This is a genomic window from Streptomyces sp. NPDC059201 (assembly GCF_042754585.1).
GTDB lineage: Bacteria > Actinomycetota > Actinomycetes > Streptomycetales > Streptomycetaceae > Streptomyces.
This window is the reverse complement of record NZ_JBHZBB010000002.1, coordinates 93908-112631: the sequence shown is the minus strand read 5'-3', so window position 1 is coordinate 112631 and position 18724 is coordinate 93908. Positions and strand designations below refer to the sequence as shown.

Annotated in this window: 12 protein-coding genes and 1 pseudogene; all 13 read left to right on the top strand. The window is 74.8% G+C overall.

Translation table 11 applies throughout. The features are described 5' to 3' along the window. The first annotated feature begins 9 nt into the window (after positions 1-9). Entirely contained in the window at positions 10-1218 is a 1209-nt protein-coding gene (locus ACFXMG_RS06370; protein ID WP_383821486.1) for an ROK family protein, read from the top strand. Between the two features lie 99 nt (positions 1219-1317). Next, positions 1318-2664 (top strand): ABC transporter substrate-binding protein, encoded by a 1347-nt coding sequence (locus ACFXMG_RS06365; protein WP_383821489.1) that lies wholly within the window; start codon positions 1318-1320, stop codon positions 2662-2664. A gap of 16 nt (positions 2665-2680) precedes the next feature. Beyond that, positions 2681-3682 (top strand): carbohydrate ABC transporter permease, encoded by a 1002-nt coding sequence (locus tag ACFXMG_RS06360; RefSeq protein WP_383821492.1) that lies wholly within the window; start codon positions 2681-2683, stop codon positions 3680-3682. Between the two features lie 3 nt (positions 3683-3685). Further along, entirely contained in the window at positions 3686-4558 is an 873-nt protein-coding gene (locus ACFXMG_RS06355; protein ID WP_383821495.1) for a carbohydrate ABC transporter permease, read from the top strand. A gap of 7 nt (positions 4559-4565) precedes the next feature. Beyond that, positions 4566-5831, top strand: coding sequence for a 6-phospho-beta-glucosidase (locus ACFXMG_RS06350; RefSeq protein WP_383821497.1), 1266 nt, complete (start codon positions 4566-4568; stop codon positions 5829-5831). Then, a complete protein-coding gene (locus tag ACFXMG_RS06345) occupies positions 5822-6796 on the top strand; it encodes an N-acetylglucosamine kinase (RefSeq protein ID WP_383821500.1) in 975 nt (324 codons plus the stop codon). The genes ACFXMG_RS06350 and ACFXMG_RS06345 overlap by 10 nt, the downstream gene beginning before the upstream one ends. A gap of 308 nt (positions 6797-7104) precedes the next feature. Continuing rightward, positions 7105-8550: a hypothetical protein gene (locus ACFXMG_RS06340; protein ID WP_384119828.1), complete on the top strand. Its 1446-nt coding sequence runs from the start codon at positions 7105-7107 to the stop codon at positions 8548-8550. 11 nt (positions 8551-8561) lie between these two features. Continuing rightward, positions 8562-9590, top strand: coding sequence for a glutamate ABC transporter substrate-binding protein (locus tag ACFXMG_RS06335; RefSeq protein WP_383830634.1), 1029 nt, complete (start codon positions 8562-8564; stop codon positions 9588-9590). Between the two features lie 87 nt (positions 9591-9677). Then, positions 9678-10964, top strand: coding sequence for a hypothetical protein (locus ACFXMG_RS06330; RefSeq protein ID WP_383830631.1), 1287 nt, complete (start codon positions 9678-9680; stop codon positions 10962-10964). 11 nt (positions 10965-10975) lie between these two features. Next, positions 10976-13525 (top strand): tetratricopeptide repeat protein, encoded by a 2550-nt coding sequence (locus tag ACFXMG_RS06325; protein ID WP_383830639.1) that lies wholly within the window; start codon positions 10976-10978, stop codon positions 13523-13525. A 2-nt stretch (positions 13526-13527) separates the two neighbouring features. After that, positions 13528-14904: a PP2C family protein-serine/threonine phosphatase gene (locus tag ACFXMG_RS06320; RefSeq protein ID WP_383830628.1), complete on the top strand. Its 1377-nt coding sequence runs from the start codon at positions 13528-13530 to the stop codon at positions 14902-14904. Positions 14905-14953: 49 nt separating this feature from the next. Beyond that, positions 14954-16279: a VWA domain-containing protein gene (locus ACFXMG_RS06315; RefSeq protein WP_383830625.1), complete on the top strand. Its 1326-nt coding sequence runs from the start codon at positions 14954-14956 to the stop codon at positions 16277-16279. Positions 16280-17788: 1509 nt separating this feature from the next. Further along, positions 17789-18661 (top strand): annotated as a pseudogene (locus ACFXMG_RS06310) (FHA domain-containing protein); the annotation flags it as partial. Between the last annotated feature and the right edge of the window lie 63 nt (positions 18662-18724).

The window sequence follows — 18724 nt, the reverse complement described above, 5'->3', positions numbered from 1 at the left end:
GCGACCGTCATGGCAGGTACCCAGGGAACCCCTGGCACTCCGCGGGTCCTGCGGGCCATGAACGACCGCGCCGCGCTCGACCTCCTCCTGGATCACGGCACCCTCTCGCGGACCCGGATCGGCAAGCTCACCGGCCTCTCCAAGCCGACCGCCTCCCAGCTCCTCGCCCGCCTCGAAGCCGCCGGCCTGGTCCGCGCCACCGGCACCACCGAGGGCCGTCCCGGCCCCAGCGCCCAGCTGTACGCGCTCGACCCGCGCGCCGGTCACGCCGCCGGACTCGACGTCAACCAGCACCGCATCCGCGCCGCCGTCGCCGACATCACCGGCGCCGTCGTCGGCGAGTACGAGCTCCGCACCGCGGGCCGCACCGGCGACGGCGTGGTCCGGCAGGTCACCGACGCCCTCGACGGGGCCGTCAAGGCCGCCGGGCTCACCCGCGCCGACGTCCGGCGGCTCGTCATCGGCACCCCCGGCGCCTTCGACCCGGCCACCGGACGCCTCCGGTACGCCTCCCACCTGCCCGGCTGGCACTCCCCCACCCTCCTGGAGGAGCTGGCCGCGGTCCTGCCCATGCCCTTCGAGTACGAGAACGACGTCAATCTGGTGGCCGTCGCCGAGCGGGCCCTCGGCGCCGCCCGCGGCCACGAGGACTTCGTCCTGCTGTGGAACGAGGAGGGCATCGGCGCCGCCCTCGTCCTCGGCGGCCGGCTGCACCGCGGCTTCACCGGCGGCGCCGGCGAGCTCGGCTTCATGCCGGTCCCCGGCACCCCGCTGGTCCGCAAGGTCGCCAAGGCCAACTCCGGCGGCTTCCAGGAGCTCGCCGGCGTCCAGTCCGTGCCGCGGATCGCCCGCGCGGCCGGCATCGAGACCCCCGACCACCCGTACGTGCCGGTGGCCTCCGGGCTGCTGGCCCGGGCCGCCGAGACCCCCGACGACGCCCGCTACGCGGAGCTGCTCGACCGGTACGCCGAACGGCTCGCCACCGGTCTGGCCTCCGTCACCGCCGTCCTCGACCCCGAACTGATCGTGCTGTCCGGAGACGTCCTCGTCGCCGGCGGCGAACCGCTGCGGGCCCGCGTACAGGCCGAGCTCGCCGACCTCGCGGCCTCCCGGCCGCGGCTCGTCCTCACCACCGTCCCCCGTGAACCCGTGCTGCGCGGGGCGCTGGAGAGCGCCCTCGCCACCACCCGCGACGAGGTCTTCGACACCTCGCGCTGACCCGCGCCACCTCGCTCGTCCCGTACCCCCCAATTCCCCCTTCCCCCTTCCCTCTTCCCCGACGCCCGCTGCCCGCCGCCCGCCCAGGGAGACATCGCCATGCCCGCACGCACGCGCAGAGCCGCCGCCGCGCTCGCCGCCACCGCCTCGCTCGCCCTCTTCGCCACCGCCTGTACCGGCTCCGCCGGCAACAAGGCGGCCGACGACCCGAACGCCGAGACCACTCTCACGTTCTGGCACGGCTGGTCGGCCCCGGCCGAGGTCAAGGCGATCGAGGACAACGTCGCCCGCTTCACGAAGGCCCACCCGAACATCAAGGTGAAGATCGTCGGCAACATCAACGACGACAAGCTCGGCCAGGCGCTCCGCGCCGGCGGCTCCAACGGCCCGGACGTGGTCGCGTCCTTCACCACCGCCAACGTCGGCAAGTTCTGCCACACCGGCGCGCTCGCCGACCTCAAGCCCTTCGTCGAGAAGGACAAACTGGACCTCGACACGATCTTCCCGAAGGTCCTCCAGGAGTACACCCAGTTCGAGGGGAAGCGCTGCACGCTGCCGCTGCTCTCGGACGCGTACGGGCTCTACTACAACAAGGACGCCTTCCGGAAGGCCGGGCTCGACCCCGAGGCCCCGCCGAAGACCTGGTCCGAGTTCACCGAGGTCGCCAAGAAGCTGACGAAGGCCAAGGGCGACTCGTACGAGTCGCTCGGCTTCATGCCGAACTACCTCGGCTACGAGACGGTCGTCTCGCACTACATGTCGCAGTGGGGCCACGACGGCTACTTCGGCCAGGACGGCAAGTCGACGGTGGGCACCGACCCCGGCTTCGCCGAGATGATGACGTACCAGAAGTCGCTGGTGGACGCGCTCGGCGGCTTCCAGAAGCTCGACAAGTACCGGACCACCTTCGGTGACGAGTGGGGCGCCAAGCACCCCTTCCAGACCGGCCAGGTCGCCATGCAGCTGGACGGCGAGTGGCGGCTGAACTTCATCAAGGAGGCCAAGGTCCCGTTCGAGGTCGGCGTCGCTCCGCTGCCGGTCGCCGACGACGAGGTCGCCGAGTACGGCAAGGGCTACCTCTCCGGCACGATCATGGGCATCGCGCCGCAGTCCAAGAAGCAGAACGCGGCCTGGGAGCTGGTCAAGTACATGACCACGGACACCGAGGCCGTGGTGAGCTTCGCCAACTCCATCGGGAACGTCCCCTCCACCCTGGAGGCCCTGAAGTCCCCCGACCTGAAGTTCGACGCGCGCTTCAAGACCTTCCTGGACATCGCCCAGCACCCGAAGTCCACCACCTCCGACGGCGCGGTGAACGGCTCGGCGTACCAGGACACCCTCCAGAAGTTCGCCCAGCGGTACGAGAAGGGCCAGGTCACCGACCTGAAGAAGGGGCTCGCGGACACCGCCGCCCAGATCGACCGCGACATCGCCGCGGCGAAGTGACGGCCGGATCCCACCCATGAGCACGGACACCCTGCCCGCGAAGGAGGCGGCCGCCGCACCGGCCGCCTCCGCCCCCGGGGGACGCAACACCCTCCGGTCCAGGCGCCGGCGGAACGCGCTGCGGACCCTGGCCTTCATGGCGCCCTGGCTGATCGGCTTCGGCTTCTCCTTCGGCTATCCGCTGGTCTCGACCGTCTACTTCTCGCTGATGAAGTACGACGGCCTCAACCCGCCCGAGTGGCGCGGACTGGCCAACTGGGAGTACGTCTTCACGTCCTTCCCCCAGTTCTGGCCCGCCCTCCAGAACACCCTCTGGCTCTGTGTCGTCATGGTGAGCTGCCGGGTGGTCTTCGGACTCGGCATCGGCCTGCTGATCACGAAGATCAAGACCGGCACCGGGGTCTTCCGAACCCTCTTCTACCTTCCCTATCTGGCCCCACCGGTGGCCGCGACGCTCGCCTTCGTCTTCCTGCTCAACCCCGGCACCGGGCCGGTCAACTCGCTCCTGGAGGCCGTCGGCCTCCCCGCCCCCGCCTGGTTCAACGACGCGGACTGGGCCAAGCCGGCCCTGACCGTCCTCGCCGTCTGGGGCATCGGCGACCTCATGGTCATCTTCATGGCCGCCCTGCTCGACGTCCCCAAGGAGCAGTACGAGGCAGCGGAGCTGGACGGGGCGAACGCGTGGCAGCGGTTCCGCCACATCACGCTGCCGAACATCTCGCCGATCGTGCTCTTCGCGCTGGTCACCGGCGTCATCGGCGCGATGCAGTACTACACGCAGCCGATCGTGGCCTCCAAGGTCGCCTCCGGCGTGATGGGCGGCTCTGGCGTCACCTTCGTCCCCGGCTACCCCGACGACTCCACGCTCACGCTCCCGCAGCTCGTCTACAGCCTCGGCTTCAGCCAGTTCAACTACGGCACGGCCTGCGTGGTGGCGCTCGTGCTCTTCGCCTTCTCCATGGCCTTCACCGCGCTGCTCATGCGCCGGCGCGGCGGCCTGATCGGCTCGGGTGACTGAACCATGACCCTGCACCTGACCGCCGCGGAGCCCGCCGCGAAGCGGGCCCGCCGCACGGCGCTGCTGCACTGGATCGCCGTGCACTCGCTCGGGATCGCCGCGGCCCTCTTCTTCGTCCTGCCGTTCGTCTTCGTCGTCCTCACCTCGCTGATGAGCGACCAGCAGGCGCTGACCCGCGACCTCACCCCGAACTCCTGGCACTTCGAGAACTACGTCAAGGTCTTCCAGACCGACGGCTTCCTCACCTGGTGGAAGAACTCGCTGCTGTACGCGGGTCTCGGCACCGTCCTCGTCGTGGTGTCGTCCATACCCGTCGCGTACGCGCTCGCCAAGTTCCGCTTCCGCGGCCGGCACCTGTCGCTGCTGCTCGTGATCTCGATGATGATGCTGCCGCCGCAGGTCGTGATCATCCCCATGTACCTGTTCTGGGCCCAGCAGATGGACCTGTCGGGGTCGCTGTGGCCGCTGATCATCCCGATGGCCTTCGGCGACGCCTTCGCGGTCTTCCTGCTCCGCCAGTTCTTCCTCACCATCCCCGACGAGTACGTCGAGGCGGCCCGCATCGACGGCTGCGGCGAACTGCGCATCCTCCTGCGGGTCGTGCTGCCGATGGCGAAGCCCGCCATCGCCGCCGTCGCCCTCTTCCAGTTCTTCTACTGCTGGAACGACTACTTCGGGCCGCAGATCTACGCCTCCGAGAACCCGGCCGCCTGGACGCTCAGTTACGGCCTGGAGTCCTTCAAGGGCGCGCACCACACCGACTGGAACCTGACCATGGCCGCGACCGTCCTGGTCATGGCCCCCGTGATCCTCGTGTTCTTCTTCGCGCAGAAGGCGTTCGTCGAGGGAGTCACACTGACCGGAGTGAAGGGCTGAGACACCAATGAAGCTCGCTGTCGTGGGGGGCGGGTCCACCTACACCCCCGAACTGATCGACGGATTCGCGCGTCTGCGCGACACCCTGCCCATCACCGAACTCGTCCTCGTCGACCCGGCCGCCGACCGCCTCGACCTCGTCGGCGGGCTCGCCCGCCGCATCTTCGCCAAGCAGGGCCACGCCGGGAAGATCGTCACCACCTCCGACCTGGACGCCGGGGTCGAGGGCGCCGACGCCGTCCTCCTCCAGCTCCGCGTCGGCGGCCAGGCGGCCAGGAACCAGGACGAGACCTGGCCCCTGGAGTGCGGCTGCGTCGGCCAGGAGACCACCGGCGCCGGCGGCCTCGCCAAGGCGCTGCGCACGGTCCCCGTCGTCCTCGACATCGCCGAGCGGGTCCGGCGCGCCAACCCGGACGCCTGGATCATCGACTTCACCAACCCCGTCGGCATCGTCACCCGCGCGCTCCTGAAGGCCGGGCACAAGGCCGTCGGGCTGTGCAACGTGGCCATCGGGTTCCAGCGCAAGTTCGCGAAGCTCCTCGACGTGGCCCCGTCGCAGATCCACCTCGACCACATCGGGCTCAACCACCTCACCTGGGAGACCGGCGTGCGGCTCGGCGGCCCGGACGGCGAGGACGTGCTGCCGCGGCTGCTCGCCGAGCACGGCGACACGATCGCCGGGGACCTGCACCTGCCGCGCCTGGTGATGGACCGTTTCGGCGTCGTCCCCTCGTACTACCTGCGCTACTACTACGCGCACGACGAGGTGGTCGAGGAGCTGCGCACCAAGCCGTCGCGGGCCGCCGAGGTCGCCGCGATGGAGAAGGAACTCCTGGAGATGTACGGGGACCCGGCGCTCGACGAGAAGCCGGCGCTGCTCGGGAAGCGCGGCGGCGCCTTCTACTCGGAGGCGGCCGTGGACCTGGCGGCCTCGCTGCTGGGCGGCGGGGGTTCGCCGTACCAGGTGGTGAACACGCTCAACGCGGGCACGCTGCCCTTCCTTCCGGACGACGCCGTCATCGAGACGCAGGCGGCCGTCGGCCCCGGCGGGGCGGTGCCGCTGCCGGTCGCGCCGGTGGATCCGCTGTACGCCGGTCTGATCGCGCACGTCACGGCCTACGAGGACCTGGCGCTCGACGCGGCCCTGCGGGGCGGCCGGGAGCGGGTCTTCAAGGCGCTGCTCGCGCACCCGCTGGTCGGGCAGTACGCGTACGCCGAGCAGCTCACCGACCGGCTGATCGCGCACAACCGGGAGCACCTCGCGTGGGCGTGAACGGAGCGCTGCTCGCGGTCGACGCGGGCAACAGCAAGACCGACGCGGCGGTCCTCGCGCCGGACGGCACGGTGCTGGGCTCCGCGCGCGGAGGGGGCTTCCAGCCCCCGCTGGTCGGGGTGGCGGCGGCGGTCGACGGGCTGGCGGAGATCGTCGGGAGGGCCGCGGCGGACGCCGGTGTCCCCGTCGCCTTCGGCCATGTCACCGCCTGTCTCGCCAACGCCGACCTGCCGGTCGAGGAGGCGGAGCTGGAGCGGGAGCTGCTGGAGCGGGGGTGGAGCCGTTCGGTACGGGTCCACAACGACACCTTCGCGATCCTGCGGGCCGGGCTCGACGAGCCGCGCGGCGTGGCCGTGGTCTGCGGCGCCGGGATCAACTGCGTCGGGATGACCCCGGACGGGCGGACCGCGCGCTTCCCGGCGATCGGCAAGATCTCCGGCGACTGGGGCGGGGGCGGCGGCCTCTCCGAGGAGGCCCTGTGGTTCGCGGCCCGCGCCGAGGACGGCCGGGGCGAGCCGACGGAGCTGGCCCGGGCGCTGCCCGCGCACTTCGGCCGGAAGACCATGTACGCGCTGATCGAGGCGCTGCACCTGGGCCTGGTCCCGCACGCGCGGCGGCACGAGCTGACGCCGGTGCTGTTCCGGGTGGCGGCGGAGGGCGACCCGGTGGCGCTGTCCCTGGTGCACCGGATGGCCGAGGAGGTCGTGGCGCTGTCGACGGTGGCGCTGCGGCGGCTCGGACTCCTCGACGAGGAGGCGCCGGTGGTCCTCGGCGGCAGCGTGCTCGCCGCCCGGCACCCGCAGTTGGAGGACCGGATCCGCGAACTCCTCGCGGAGCGGGCCCCGAAGGCGGCCGTCCGCTTCGTGACCGCGCCGCCGGTGCTGGGCGCGGGGCTGCTCGCCCTGGACGAGTGGGGCGCGGCGCCGGAGGCGGCCGAGCGGCTGCGGGCGCACTACGCGGCCTGACGTCGCGGTGGTGGGGCGTCCTCCTGTCCCGGGAGGCGCCCCCACGTCATGTTCACCTGTTCGAGCGATCGCCCGGGCGGAACCGATCCGGGGGATCCGACGTATTCAGAGTGAAGGGCGTTCGAAGAGGGTTCGAGGAGAGTTCGGGGAGAGTCCGGGGAGGCGGTGAGGGGGGCTCGCCCGCGCAAGTCCCGTAGGGGTGCGGCACGATAGGCACAAGATCGTGTCATTCCCGGTGTGCGGGCGGGCCGCCTGCGGCCATACTGCTCGCCGGGGTCGATCGACGTCGAGACCGAGGGGGAGGTCACGTGACACAGCCACCGAGCGCGCCCGCCGAGGCGCGGGGGCCGGCAGCCGCGCCCGCGCGGCCGACGGTGCCGGGGCAGGTCTCGCGCGCCGCCGCCGTCGGGGCCGCGCCGCCGCCGCCCGCGCGGGGGGCGTGGGCGACCGGCCGCGAGGTGCTGCGGGAGGCCGCGACCACCGAGCCGGGACGGCTGCGGATCCTGGGGGCCGTACTGGCGCTGCTCGTGCTGGCCCTGGGCACGGTCGCAGGACTTGAGGCGGCCGGCCGGGCCGGCTCCGCCGAGGACGTCGTGGGGCGCAGCCAGCCGCTGAGCGCGGACGCCGCCGCGATCTACCGCTCGCTCGCCGACGCCGACTCGACGGCCGCGGCCGGCTTCCTCGCCGGGACGCTCGAACCCGCCGAGTCCCGCGCCCGCTACGACCGCGACCTCGCCACCGCCTCCCGCCTCCTGGTGAAGGCGGCGGCGAACACGGACGGTTCGGGAAGCGCGGCCCGCGAGATCACCGTGCTCAACGAACTGCTGCCGCGGTACGCGGGCCTGATGGAGCGGGCCCGGGCCGCCAACCGGCAGGGCCTGCCGCTCGGCGGCGCCTATCTGCGGTACGCGAACCAGGAGATGACGACCCGGCTCCTCCCCGCCGCCGAGCGGCTGTACGCGGCGGAGACCGCCCGGCTGCACCAGGACGACGACGACGCCCGCGCCTGGCCCTCCGTGGCGCTCGGCGCCGGGGTGCTCGCGCTCGGCGTGCTGGTCTGGGCGCAGCGGCGCGAGTACCGGCGGACCAACCGGGTGTTCAGCCGGGGGCTGCTCGCCGCCACCGCCGCCTCCGTGGTGGTGCTGCTGTGGCTGGCCGGGGCGCACACGGTGGCGCGGGCCGGTCTCGGCTCCGCGCAGACCGAGGGGCAGCAGTCGCTCCAGCTGCTCAACGAGGCGCGGATCAGCTCCCTCAAGGCCCGTGCCAACGAGAACCTGACGCAGGTCGCCCGGGGCGCGGTCCTCACCGAGGACGGGAAGAACGACAAGTACGAGGCGGAGTTCGCGACCGGGATGGCGGCGCTCACCGACGCGCTCGCCCGCGCGACGCGGCTCGCCGACGACGAGGCCGGACGGGCGCCGCTGACGGAGGCGTCGGCCCGGGCCGAGGAGTGGCGGAAGCGGCACGCGGCGGCGCGTGACCTCGGCGAGGCGGGCGACTACCAGGGCGCCCTGGACCGGATCATCGGCCCGAAGGGGGCGGAGGAGCCGAAGGAGTCGGCCGGCTGGTCCTTCGACCAGGTCGACGCGGCCCTGGAGCGGGCGCTCGCGCACGAGCAGGACCAGTTCACCCGCTCCGCGCGGGGGGCGGTGGACGCGCTGACCGGTCTGCCGCTGGGCGCGGCCGCGCTCGGTGCCCTCGGCGCCCTCGGCGCGGTGCTCGGCATCAACCGAAGACTGTCGGAGTACCGGTGAGAGGGGGCGGCATGGCACACGACGGCGAGCCGCCGGTGCGGCGGGCGGCACGGCGGCTGCGGGGCTGGGGCGGCGTGGCCGCGATGGGCGTGGCCTGCGCCCTGACCGCCTCCCTCACCCTGCTGCCGCTGACCCGGGACGCGGGCGGGGCGCCCCCCGCCGGCCCCTTCGGGCCGGGTCCCGGCGTGGCCACGGGCGTCCAGGTGAAGGCGGACACCTGTGAGCGTCCGGAGGCGTCGCTGCGGCCCTCGACGGCGGACGGGCCCTCGGTCGCCGCGATCAAGCAGCGGGGCAAGCTGATCGTGGGCGTCGACCAGTCCAGCTACCGCTGGGGCTTCCGGGACCCGGAGACCGGCACCCTGGAGGGCTTCGACATCGCCCTGGCCCGGGCGATAGCCAAGGACCTGCTGGGCAGCGAGGAGGCGATCGTCCTCCGCGCGGTGCCGACGAACCAGCGGATGGCGGCGCTGGACAGCGGCAAGGTGGACCTGGTGGTCCGCACGATGACGATCAACTGCAAGCGGATCAAGCAGGTGGCCTTCTCCACCGCCTACTTCCGCGCCGGGCAGCAGGTCCTGGCGCCCAAGACGTCGCCGATCACCGGCTACGACGCCTCGCTGAAGGGCCGGCGGGTCTGCACCGCCGAGGGCTCCACCGCCCATGACGCCCTGGAGGAGAAGTCCTTCGGCGCCGTCATCAGGGACGAGGGCGACGGCACCCCCGCCGACCGGAACCTGCTGACCGTGCCCAACCAGCTGGACTGCCTGGTCCGGCTCCAGATGGGCGAGGTCGACGCCGTCGTCACCGACAACGCCCTGGCGGCCGGTCAGGCCGCGCAGGACCCGGCGGTGGAGCTGAAGGGGCAGCCCTTCACCGAGGAGTACTACGGGGTGGCGGCCAAGCTCGGCAACGACGACCTGGTGCGCCGCGTCAACAAGGTCCTGGAGGACTACCGCAAGGGCCGCTGGCAGGAGGCGTACGGCGTCTGGCTGGAGGCGGGGCTCGGGAAGGCCGAGCCGCCCGAGCCGCTGTACCGCTAGCGGGCCCGGCCCGCCGCGGGAGGAACGGCACGAGCAGCGCGTAGGGACGAGCGGCCCCGCACCGGGGCGGAGGAGATGAGGAGAGCGATGGGCGTCACGGGACCCCCTGGGCCGGTGATGGACCGGGACGAGGTGGACCGTGCGCTGGCGCGCCTCGGCGCGGAGCACAAGGCGGTCGAGGACTCGCTCCTCGCGCTCCAGGACCACGCCGGGCGGCGGCTCCTCGAAGGCGCGGGGCTGACCGGCACCACCCGGGAGCGCTGGGCGGCGACCGAGCGGACCATCACCGCGCTCTGGAGCTGCTTCGACGCGTACACGGCGGCGCTGCGGGGGGCCCGGGAGGTCCGGTCGCGGCACAAGTGGCCGAACCGGGAGGAGCTGGCGGAGCTGACCGAGCGGCTGCGCGGCGACTCCGTGCACGTGCCGGGCGGCGCCGGTGAACGGGCGCTGCTGGCCGAGCGGTTCACCCTCGACGGGCTCGTGCGGCGGATGAACGAGCTGTACGCGGTCTCCCTGGACGTGGTGGTCACGGCGGACGCGGTGTGGTCGGCGCTGCCCGCGCGGATAGACCTCCTCGCCGCCGAGCTGGGCCGGACCCGCTCGCTGGCGCACTCGGTCGGGGTGCGCCCCGGGGAGCATCCGGCCGGCGACGAGCTGGAGTCGATCACGGCCGAGCTGACGGAGCTGCGGTCGACGGTGGTGACCGATCCGCTGGCGTTCTGGCGTCCGGCGGAGGGCAGTTCGGCGCCCGGCGGGGGCCGCCCCGACACCGCGCGCTACGACCGGGCGGCCCTGGCCCTGGAGGACGTACGGCGCGAGATCGAGGCGGTCCTCGCGGTGCGGCAGGACTCCGAGGAGCGGCTGCTGCGGCTGCGGGACGTGCTGTCCCGGGCGGACCGGACCCTCGCGGAGGCCCGGGTGGCGCGCGGCGAGGTGCTCGCGAAGATCGCCGCCTCCGAGGTGCCGGCCGTGAGCGGGCCGCCGACGGCGCTCCAGGAGCGGCTCCAGGCCGCCGCCGACCACCGCCGGCACGCCCGGTGGCACCGCCTGTCGCCGCTGCTCGACGCGCTGGAGCGGGAGGCGGAGGAGGAGTTGCTGCGGGCCCGGGAATCGCTGACGGCGGTGACGGCGCCGCTCGCGGTGCGGGCGGAGCTGCGCGGCCGGCTGGACGCGTACCGGGCGAAGGCGACCCGGCTCGGCGGGGCGGACGACCCGTTCCTGACCGAGCGGTACGACACGGCGCGCCGGATGCTGTGGAGCGCGCCCTGCGACCTGCGGGCGGCGGAGCAGGCCGTGCTGCGCTACCAGCGGGCGGTGGCGGACCTGCTGTCCGGTCCGTCGGATCCGTCGGACACGGGAGGACGACAGTGGTGAGCGGTCAGGCGGTGAGCGGGGCGGGAAGCTGCCAGCGGCCCACCTGCGAGGGCGCGTACGAGGACGTGGGCGGCGGCGAGCTGTACTGCGACACCTGCGGGCTCGCGCCGGTGGTGGCGCCCAGCGGTCGGCTCCAGGCCAATCCGACCGGGGTCGCGGTGCCCGGGAAGCACGGTACGGGAACGGGCGCGGGCGCCGGCTTCGGGACGCCGTCCGAGGCGGCGGCCTGGGGGCCCGACTCGTCGTCCGCGCGCAGCGGTTCGCGGGCGTCCGCGCGGGCCTCGTCCCGCTCGGCGTCCTCGCGCCGCTCGGTGTCGGGGCGGCTGTCGCGGGCGCTGTCCGGGCAGGCCACGGGCCGTTCCGTGTCGGTCCGCAGCTCCCGCTCCTCGACCGCGCAGTCGGCCCGGAAGCGGCTGGGCGCGGGGCTCGTCCAGATCCCGGAGGTGCCGCGCCCGAACCCGCGCGCGGCGGTGATGGCGGACCCCGAGGTGCCCGAGCGGAAGCGATTCTGCTCCCGCTCCGACTGCGGGGCGCCGGTGGGCCGCGCGCGCGGCGACCGGCCGGGGCGTACCGAGGGCTTCTGCACCTCGTGCGGGCACCCGTACTCCTTCGTGCCCAAGCTGCGGGCGGGCGACGTGGTGCACGGGCAGTACGAGGTGGCGGGGTGTCTCGCGCACGGCGGCCTCGGCTGGATCTACCTCGCCGTCGACCGGGCGGTCTCGGACCGGTGGGTGGTCCTCAAGGGCCTGCTCGACACCGGCGACCAGGACGCCATGGCGGCGGCGATCTCGGAGCGCCGCTTCCTCGCCGAGATCGAGCACTCCAACATCGTCCGCATCTACAACTTCGTCGAGCACCTCGACCCGCGCACCGGCTCCCTGGACGGCTACATCGTCATGGAGTACGTCGGCGGCAAGTCCCTCAAGGAGATCGCCAACGACCGGCGGACCCCCGAGGGCCGGCGCGACCCGCTCCCCGTCGAGCAGGCGTGCGCGTACGGCATCGAGGCGCTGGAGGCGCTGGGCCACCTGCACAGCCGCAACCTGCTGTACTGCGACTTCAAGGTGGACAACGCGCTCCAGTCCGAGGACCAGCTCAAGCTCATCGACATGGGCGCGGTCCGGCGGATGGACGACGACGAGTCGGCGATCTACGGCACGGTCGGCTACCAGGCGCCCGAGGTCGCGGAGGTCGGGCCCTCGGTCGCCAGCGACCTGTACACGGTGGCCCGCACGCTGGCCGTGCTCACCTTCGACTTCCAGGGCTACACCAACGTCTTCGCGGACTCCCTGCCCGAGCCCGAGCACATCGAGGTCTTCCAGCGGTACGAGTCGTTCTACCGGTTCCTGGTGCGGGCCACCGACCCGGACCCGGCGCGCCGCTTCGCCTCCGCCGAGGAGATGGCGGAACAGCTGACCGGGGTGCTGCGGGAGGTCGTAGCCCTCCAGTCGGGGCGGCCCCGCCCCGCGCTGTCCACGCTCTTCGGCGCGGAGACGCGGGTCACCGACACCGTGCTCTTCGGCGAGCAGGCCGAGGACGTGTCGGTGCTCGGCGCGCGCCGCGCCGGCCGGTCCCGGCGCTCCGCTGCCCCGGCGGAGGCGGGCGTCCCCGCCGGGCAGGGCCTCGGCTCGCTGCTCGCCCCGGTCGACGTGGCGGCCACCGCGCTCGCGCTGCCGGTGCCGCGGGTCGACCCGTCGGACGCCAACGCCGGCTTCCTCGCCGGTCTGCTGGCCGCCGCGCCCGCCGAGCTCCTCGGGGCGCTGCGGGCCGCGCCCGCGGACACCCCCGAGCTGCGGCTGCGCGCCCTGCGGGCCCAGCTCGACCTGCGGGACCAGGTCTCCGCCGGGCAGACGCTCGGCGCGCTTGAGCAGTGGGACGCGGACGACTGGCGGGTGGTGTGGCACCGGGGCCTGGCCTCGCTGGTGGGCGGCGACCTGACGCACGCGGCGCTCGCCTTCGACGCGGTCTACGACGCCTTCCCCGGCGAGCCCGCGCCCAAGCTGGCGCTCGGCGTCTGCGCGGAGGTGCTGGGCCAGCTCGACAACGCGGCCGAGTACTACCACCTGGTGTGGGCGACCGACCCCGGTTTCGTCAGCGCCGCCTTCGGGCTCGCCCGGGTGCGGCTCGCCGCCGGGGACCGGACGGGGGCGGTCGCCGCGCTCGAATCCGTACCGGAGTCGTCCATCCACTACACGGCGGCCCGGGTCGCGGCCGTCCGGGCGCGGCTGCGGCGGCGCCCGCCGCGCGAACCGCTCGGCGCGGACCTGACCGCGGCCGCCGCGCAGGTCTCGGCGCTCGGCGGCTTCGGGCTCGACCCGGTGCGCCGGGAGCGGCTGGCGACCGAGGTGCTCGGCACCGCCCTCGACTGGGTACTCTCCGGTAGTCCCGGTGCCGCGCCGGGCGGCGGGGAGCCGCTGCTCGGGAGCGCTCTGGACGAGAGCGGGCTCCGCTTCGGCCTGGAGCGCGCCTACCGGGTGCTGGCCCGGCTCGCCCAGCGGGGCGAGGAGAGGATCGAACTGGTGGAGCGGGCCAACCGCTACCGCCCGAGGACGTGGGTGTGAGGATGTCCCAGAAGCCCCAGCCGCCGTCGCACGGACTCACCGCCTGCCCCGACCCGGAGTGCGCGGAGCCCGTGGACCCCAGGGACCGCTACTGCGGGGCCTGCGGCTACGACCTGTCGGCCGTCGTGGAGCCGCCGGACGGGCAGGACCGGCCGACGATGCCCATCGCCGCGCCCGTCTGGCCCGAGGCGCCGCCCCGGGACCCCGGCTCGCTGTCGACGCTGACCCAGCATCCCGGCGAGCTGCCGGGCACCGACTCGGGCGGGCGGGACCTGCCGACGGTTCCGGTGCGGACGGACGGGCCGGTGCGGACGGACGGGCCGGTGCCGCCGAGTGGGGAGACCGTGCGCGGCGGGGGCGACTTCGAGCTGGCCGCGCCCGACCCGCGGGCCGCCGTGCGCGCGGAGCCCGAGGCGCAGGCGGAGTCGGGGGCTTCGGCTGCCGGGGACGTGCCCGAGGGGATCTGTGTGGCCTGCCGGGCCGGGCGGGTCGACGGGGACGGCTACTGCGAGAACTGCGGGCACGCCCAGCCCCGCGAGCGCGACCACATGGAGCGGGAGCTCGGCACGGTCGCCGCGGTCAGCGACCGCGGGCTGCGCCACCACCGCAACGAGGACTCGTTCGCGCTCACCGAGACCGCCCTGCCCGACGGCCGGCCGGCCACCGTCGCGATCGTCTGCGACGGCGTCTCCTCCGCCCACCGCCCCGACGAGGCGTCCGCCGCCGCGGCCCGTGCCGCGGGCCGCGTGCTCGACGAGGCGCTGCCCCGCGGCACCCATCCGCAGCAGGCCATGCACGAGGCGATCGTCGCCGCGGGCGAGGCCGTCACCGCGCTGGCCCGCACCGGCGGGCCGGACGGCGCGGACGCCGACACCCCGCCCGGCGGCAACTCCCCCGCCTGCACCATCGTCGGCTCCGTCGTCACCGACGGGCTGCTCGTCGTCGGCTGGGTCGGCGACAGCCGCGCCTACTGGGTGCCCGACGACCGCAGCGCTCCCGCCGCCCGGCTCACCGAGGACGACTCGTGGGCCGCGCAGATGGTCAAGGCGGGGCTGATGAGCGAGGCGCAGGCGTACGCGGACGAGCGCGCCCACGCCATCACCGGCTGGCTCGGCGCCGACGCGTACGAACTGGAGCCGCACACCGCCGCCTTCAAGCCGGACCGGCCCGGTGTCGTCGTGGTCTGCACGGACGGCCTCTGGAACTACGCCGAGGCCGCCGAGTCCATGGCCGGGGTCCTCCCCGCCGACGCGGCGCTCCGGCCGCTGCACGCGGCGCGGGTCCTCGTCGGGCACGCCCTCGACGGCGGCGGACACGACAACATCACGGTCGCGCTGACGCCGTTCGCCCCGCCGCCCGCGGGGGCAGGCTCTTCCTGACCCCCCGTCACCACCCGCGTCCGTACCGTCGCCGAGGAGCCGAAACCAGATGGCGAACTTCGCCAAGCCGTCCGTGCCGCAGTTCTCGGTGGACGTCTACCAGAACGAGTACCTGCCGGTCGGCGGGCGGGACGTCGACGCCGTCGTCACCGTGACGGCGACCGGCGGCGGAACGAGCGGCGCGGGGGGCGTCACGGCCGGCGGACCCGCCGGTGTGGTGATCATGGTCGACTGCTCGGGGTCGATGGACTACCCGCCGACCAAGATGGAGGGCGCGCGGGCGGCCACCGCCGCCGCGATCGACACCCTCCGCGACGGCACCTCCTTCGCCGTCGTCGCCGGCAACCACGTCGCGACCCCGCTCTACCCGGGCGACGGGCGGCTCGCCGTCGCCGGCGCCCGGACCCGCGCCGAGGCGAAGGAGGCGCTGACCCGGCTCACCGCGGACGGCGGCACCGCGATCGGCACCTGGCTGCGGCTCGCCGACGCCCTCCTCGGCGGCGAGGACCTGACCATCCGGCACGCGGTGCTGCTCACCGACGGGCGCAACGAGCACGAGTCCCCCGAGGCGCTGCGGGCCGCGCTCGACGCCTGCGCGGGCCGCTTCACCTGCGACGCGCGGGGGGTCGGCACCGACTGGGAGGTCAAGGAGGTCACCGGGATCGCCTCGGCGCTGCTCGGCTCCGCCGACATCGTGGCCGATCCGGCCGGTCTCGCCGCCGACTTCACGGCCATGATGGAGAACGTCATGGGCAAGGGCGTCGCCGACGTGGCGCTGCGGCTGTGGACGCCGGTCGGCGCGGAGCTCGTCTTCGTGAAGCAGGTCGCCCCGTCGGTCGCGGACCTGACCGCTCGGCGGTCCGACACCGGGCCGCGCGCCGGGGACTACCCGACCGGGTCCTGGGGCGACGAGTCCCGCGACTACCACGTGCGCGTGCGGGTGCCGGCGAACGCGGTCGGGCAGGAGATGCTCGCGGCGCGGGTCTCCCTGATCGTCCCCGACCCGGCCGGGGGCGACGCCCGGCCGGTGTCCCAAGGGCTGATACGGGCCGTGTGGACGCACGACGTGGCGATGACCACGGCCATCGACCCGCAGGTCGCCCACTACACGGGCCAGGCGGAGCTCGCCGACGCCATCCAGCAGGGCCTGGACGCCCGCAAATCGGGCGATCGGGACGGAGCGACCGCGAAACTGGGCCGCGCGGTGCAGTTGGCGGCGGCTTCCGGGAACGCGGATACCGCGAAACTCCTTTCGAAGGTGGTGGACGTGGTCGATGCTGTGGCGGGTACTGTGCGGTTGAAGGCGAAGGTCGCGGAGGCGGACGAGATGACACTCGAGACCCGTTCCACCAAGACCGTTCGCGTCAAGAGGTAGCCCGGCCCACCGGGCCGGACGACGAGAGGGGGAAGCACCGACATGCCGACCTGCCCGAACGGACACCAGTCGGTCTCCGACGACTGGTGCGAGGTCTGCGGCCACCGCATGGCCGGGGCGGGTGCGCCGACGAGTGCCACCCCACCCCCTCCCCCCGGCCCCCCTGGCCCTCCCGGCCCTCTCGTCCCCCCTCCCCCGGGCCCACCCGGCCCCCCTCCGACTTACGGCTACCCGCACCCGACGCCCCCGGGCGGCCCGGGTGCGCCCAGCGGCCCGGGTGCCCCCGGCTACCCCGGCGGCCCGGGGCCTTCGGGCGGCCCCGGCGCCCCGGCGGGCTCCGGCTTCCCCGGTCCGGCCGGCGGCCCCGGCGGCCCGGCCGGTGCCGGTGGTCCCGGGTACCCCGGCGCCCCGGCCGGTCCCGGCGGCCCCGGTTTCCCTGACGGTCCTGGTGGGCCGAGTGCGCCTGGTGGCCCGGCGGGCTCCGGCTTTCCCGGTCCGCCCGGTGGCCTGGCCGGTCCCGGGTACCCCGGGAGCCCGGGCCCTTCGGGCGGCCCGGGTGCACCCGGCGCTCCGGCGGGTTCTGGCTTCCCCGGTACGCCTGGTGGCCCCGGCGCTCCGGCCGGTCCCGGCGGTCCTGGCTACCCCGGCGGCCCGGCAGGCGCCGGCGGCCCGGGATTCCCTGACAGACCTGGCACGCCCGGCGGTCCGGGTGCCCCCGGTGGCCCGGCGGGCTCCGGCTTCCCCGGTCCGCCCGGCGGCCCCGGCGCCCCGGCCGGTCCCGGTGGCCCTGGCTACCCCGGCGGCCCGGCAGGTGCCGGCGGCCCCGGTTTCTCTGACGGTCCTGGCGCCCCGGCGGGCGCCGGAAGGCCCGGCTTCTCCGACGGTCCGGGCGGCCCGCCCGGATCCGGCTTCCCCGGCGGTCCCGGTGCGCCCGGCGCTCCGGCCGGTCCTGGCGGCCCCGCGGGTGCCGGCGGTCCCGGCTTCCCTGACGGCCCTGGCGCACCCGGTGGCCCTGGCTTCCCCGGCGCCCCGGCGGGCGCCGACAGGCCCGGCTTCCCTGACGGCCCTGGCACGCCCGGCGGCCCAGGCGGACCCGGCTTCCCCGGCGGTCCCGGTGCTCCGGCGGGTGCCGGCGGTCCCGGCTTCCCCGATGCCCCCGGCGCACCCGGCAGCCCGGGTGGTCCCGGTGCTCCTGACTTCCCCGGCGGTCCCGGTGCCCCGGCGGGCGCCGGTCGGCCCGGCTTCCCCGACGGTCCGGGCGCGCCCGGCGGCCAGTCCGGATCCGGTTTCCCCGGTGGCCCGGCGGGTGCTGGCGGTCCCGGCTTCCCCGACGGCCCCGGCGCACCCGGCGGCCCGTCCGGACCGGGCTTCCCCGACGGTCCGGGAGCGCCCGGCGGCCCCGGCGCCCCAGCGGGTGCCAGCGGCCCCGGCTACCCCGGCGGCCCGGCCGGACCGGGCTTCCCCGGCAGCCCCGGTGCGCCCGGCGGCCCCGCCGGCGGCCCCGCCGGCGGCCCCGGAGGCCCCAGCAGCCCGCCCGGCTTCGGCGCTACTCCGCCCGGTCCGCCCCCCTACCAGGGCGGACCCGGTGGGTTCGGGGCCAGTGGGGATCCTCATGCGACCGCGCAGGCGGAGTTGTGTCCGCAGTGTCGGACGCCTCGGGAGCATATGGCGCCTTATTGCGAGGAGTGCCGGTGGAACTTCCTGACCGGTACCGCTACCTCGTACACGCCGATCGCGCCCGCGCCGCAGCCGAACCGGGCCGCGGGGCCGCCGCCGGGGCTGAATCTGCCGCCGGGGTTCCAGTCGCCGACCGCGCCCGCGCAGCCGCAGGATCCGTTCGGGTACCACGACTCGCGGCCTTCGCAGGTGAACCGGCCGGCCGAGCCGCTCGGGGCCGAGCCGACGCATCACCAGGCTCCTCCGCCGCGTGGCGACGACGACTGGGTGCTCTCCCCTCCGTCCGCGGCGCAGCCCCCGCAGCAGTGGACCGCTCACATCGGGCCGGACCGTGACTACTTCATGGCGATGATGCGCCGCAGTGGTCCGGAGGCTTCGGGGCTCAACCTGCCCGCGTACGCGCCGCCGAAGCAGCTGCCGCTCCAGGGCAACCAGGTCTCCATCGGGCGCCGTCGGCACTCCACCGGCGAGGCGCCCGACATCGACCTCGCCGTGCCGCCGGAGGACCCGGGCGTCTCGCACCAGCACGCGGTGCTGGTGCAGCAGCCCGACGGCTCGTGGGCGGTGGTGGACCAGAACTCCACCAACGGCACCACGGTCAACGGCGGCGAGGAGCCGATCCAGCCGTATGTGCCGGTCCAGCTCCAGGACGGCGACCAGGTGCACGTCGGCGCCTGGACGACGATCACCGTCCGGCGCGGCTGAACCCCGAGGGCCGGAGGTCCTAGACCTCCGGTCCTCCGCCGCCCCGTCTGAGACCATGGAGCG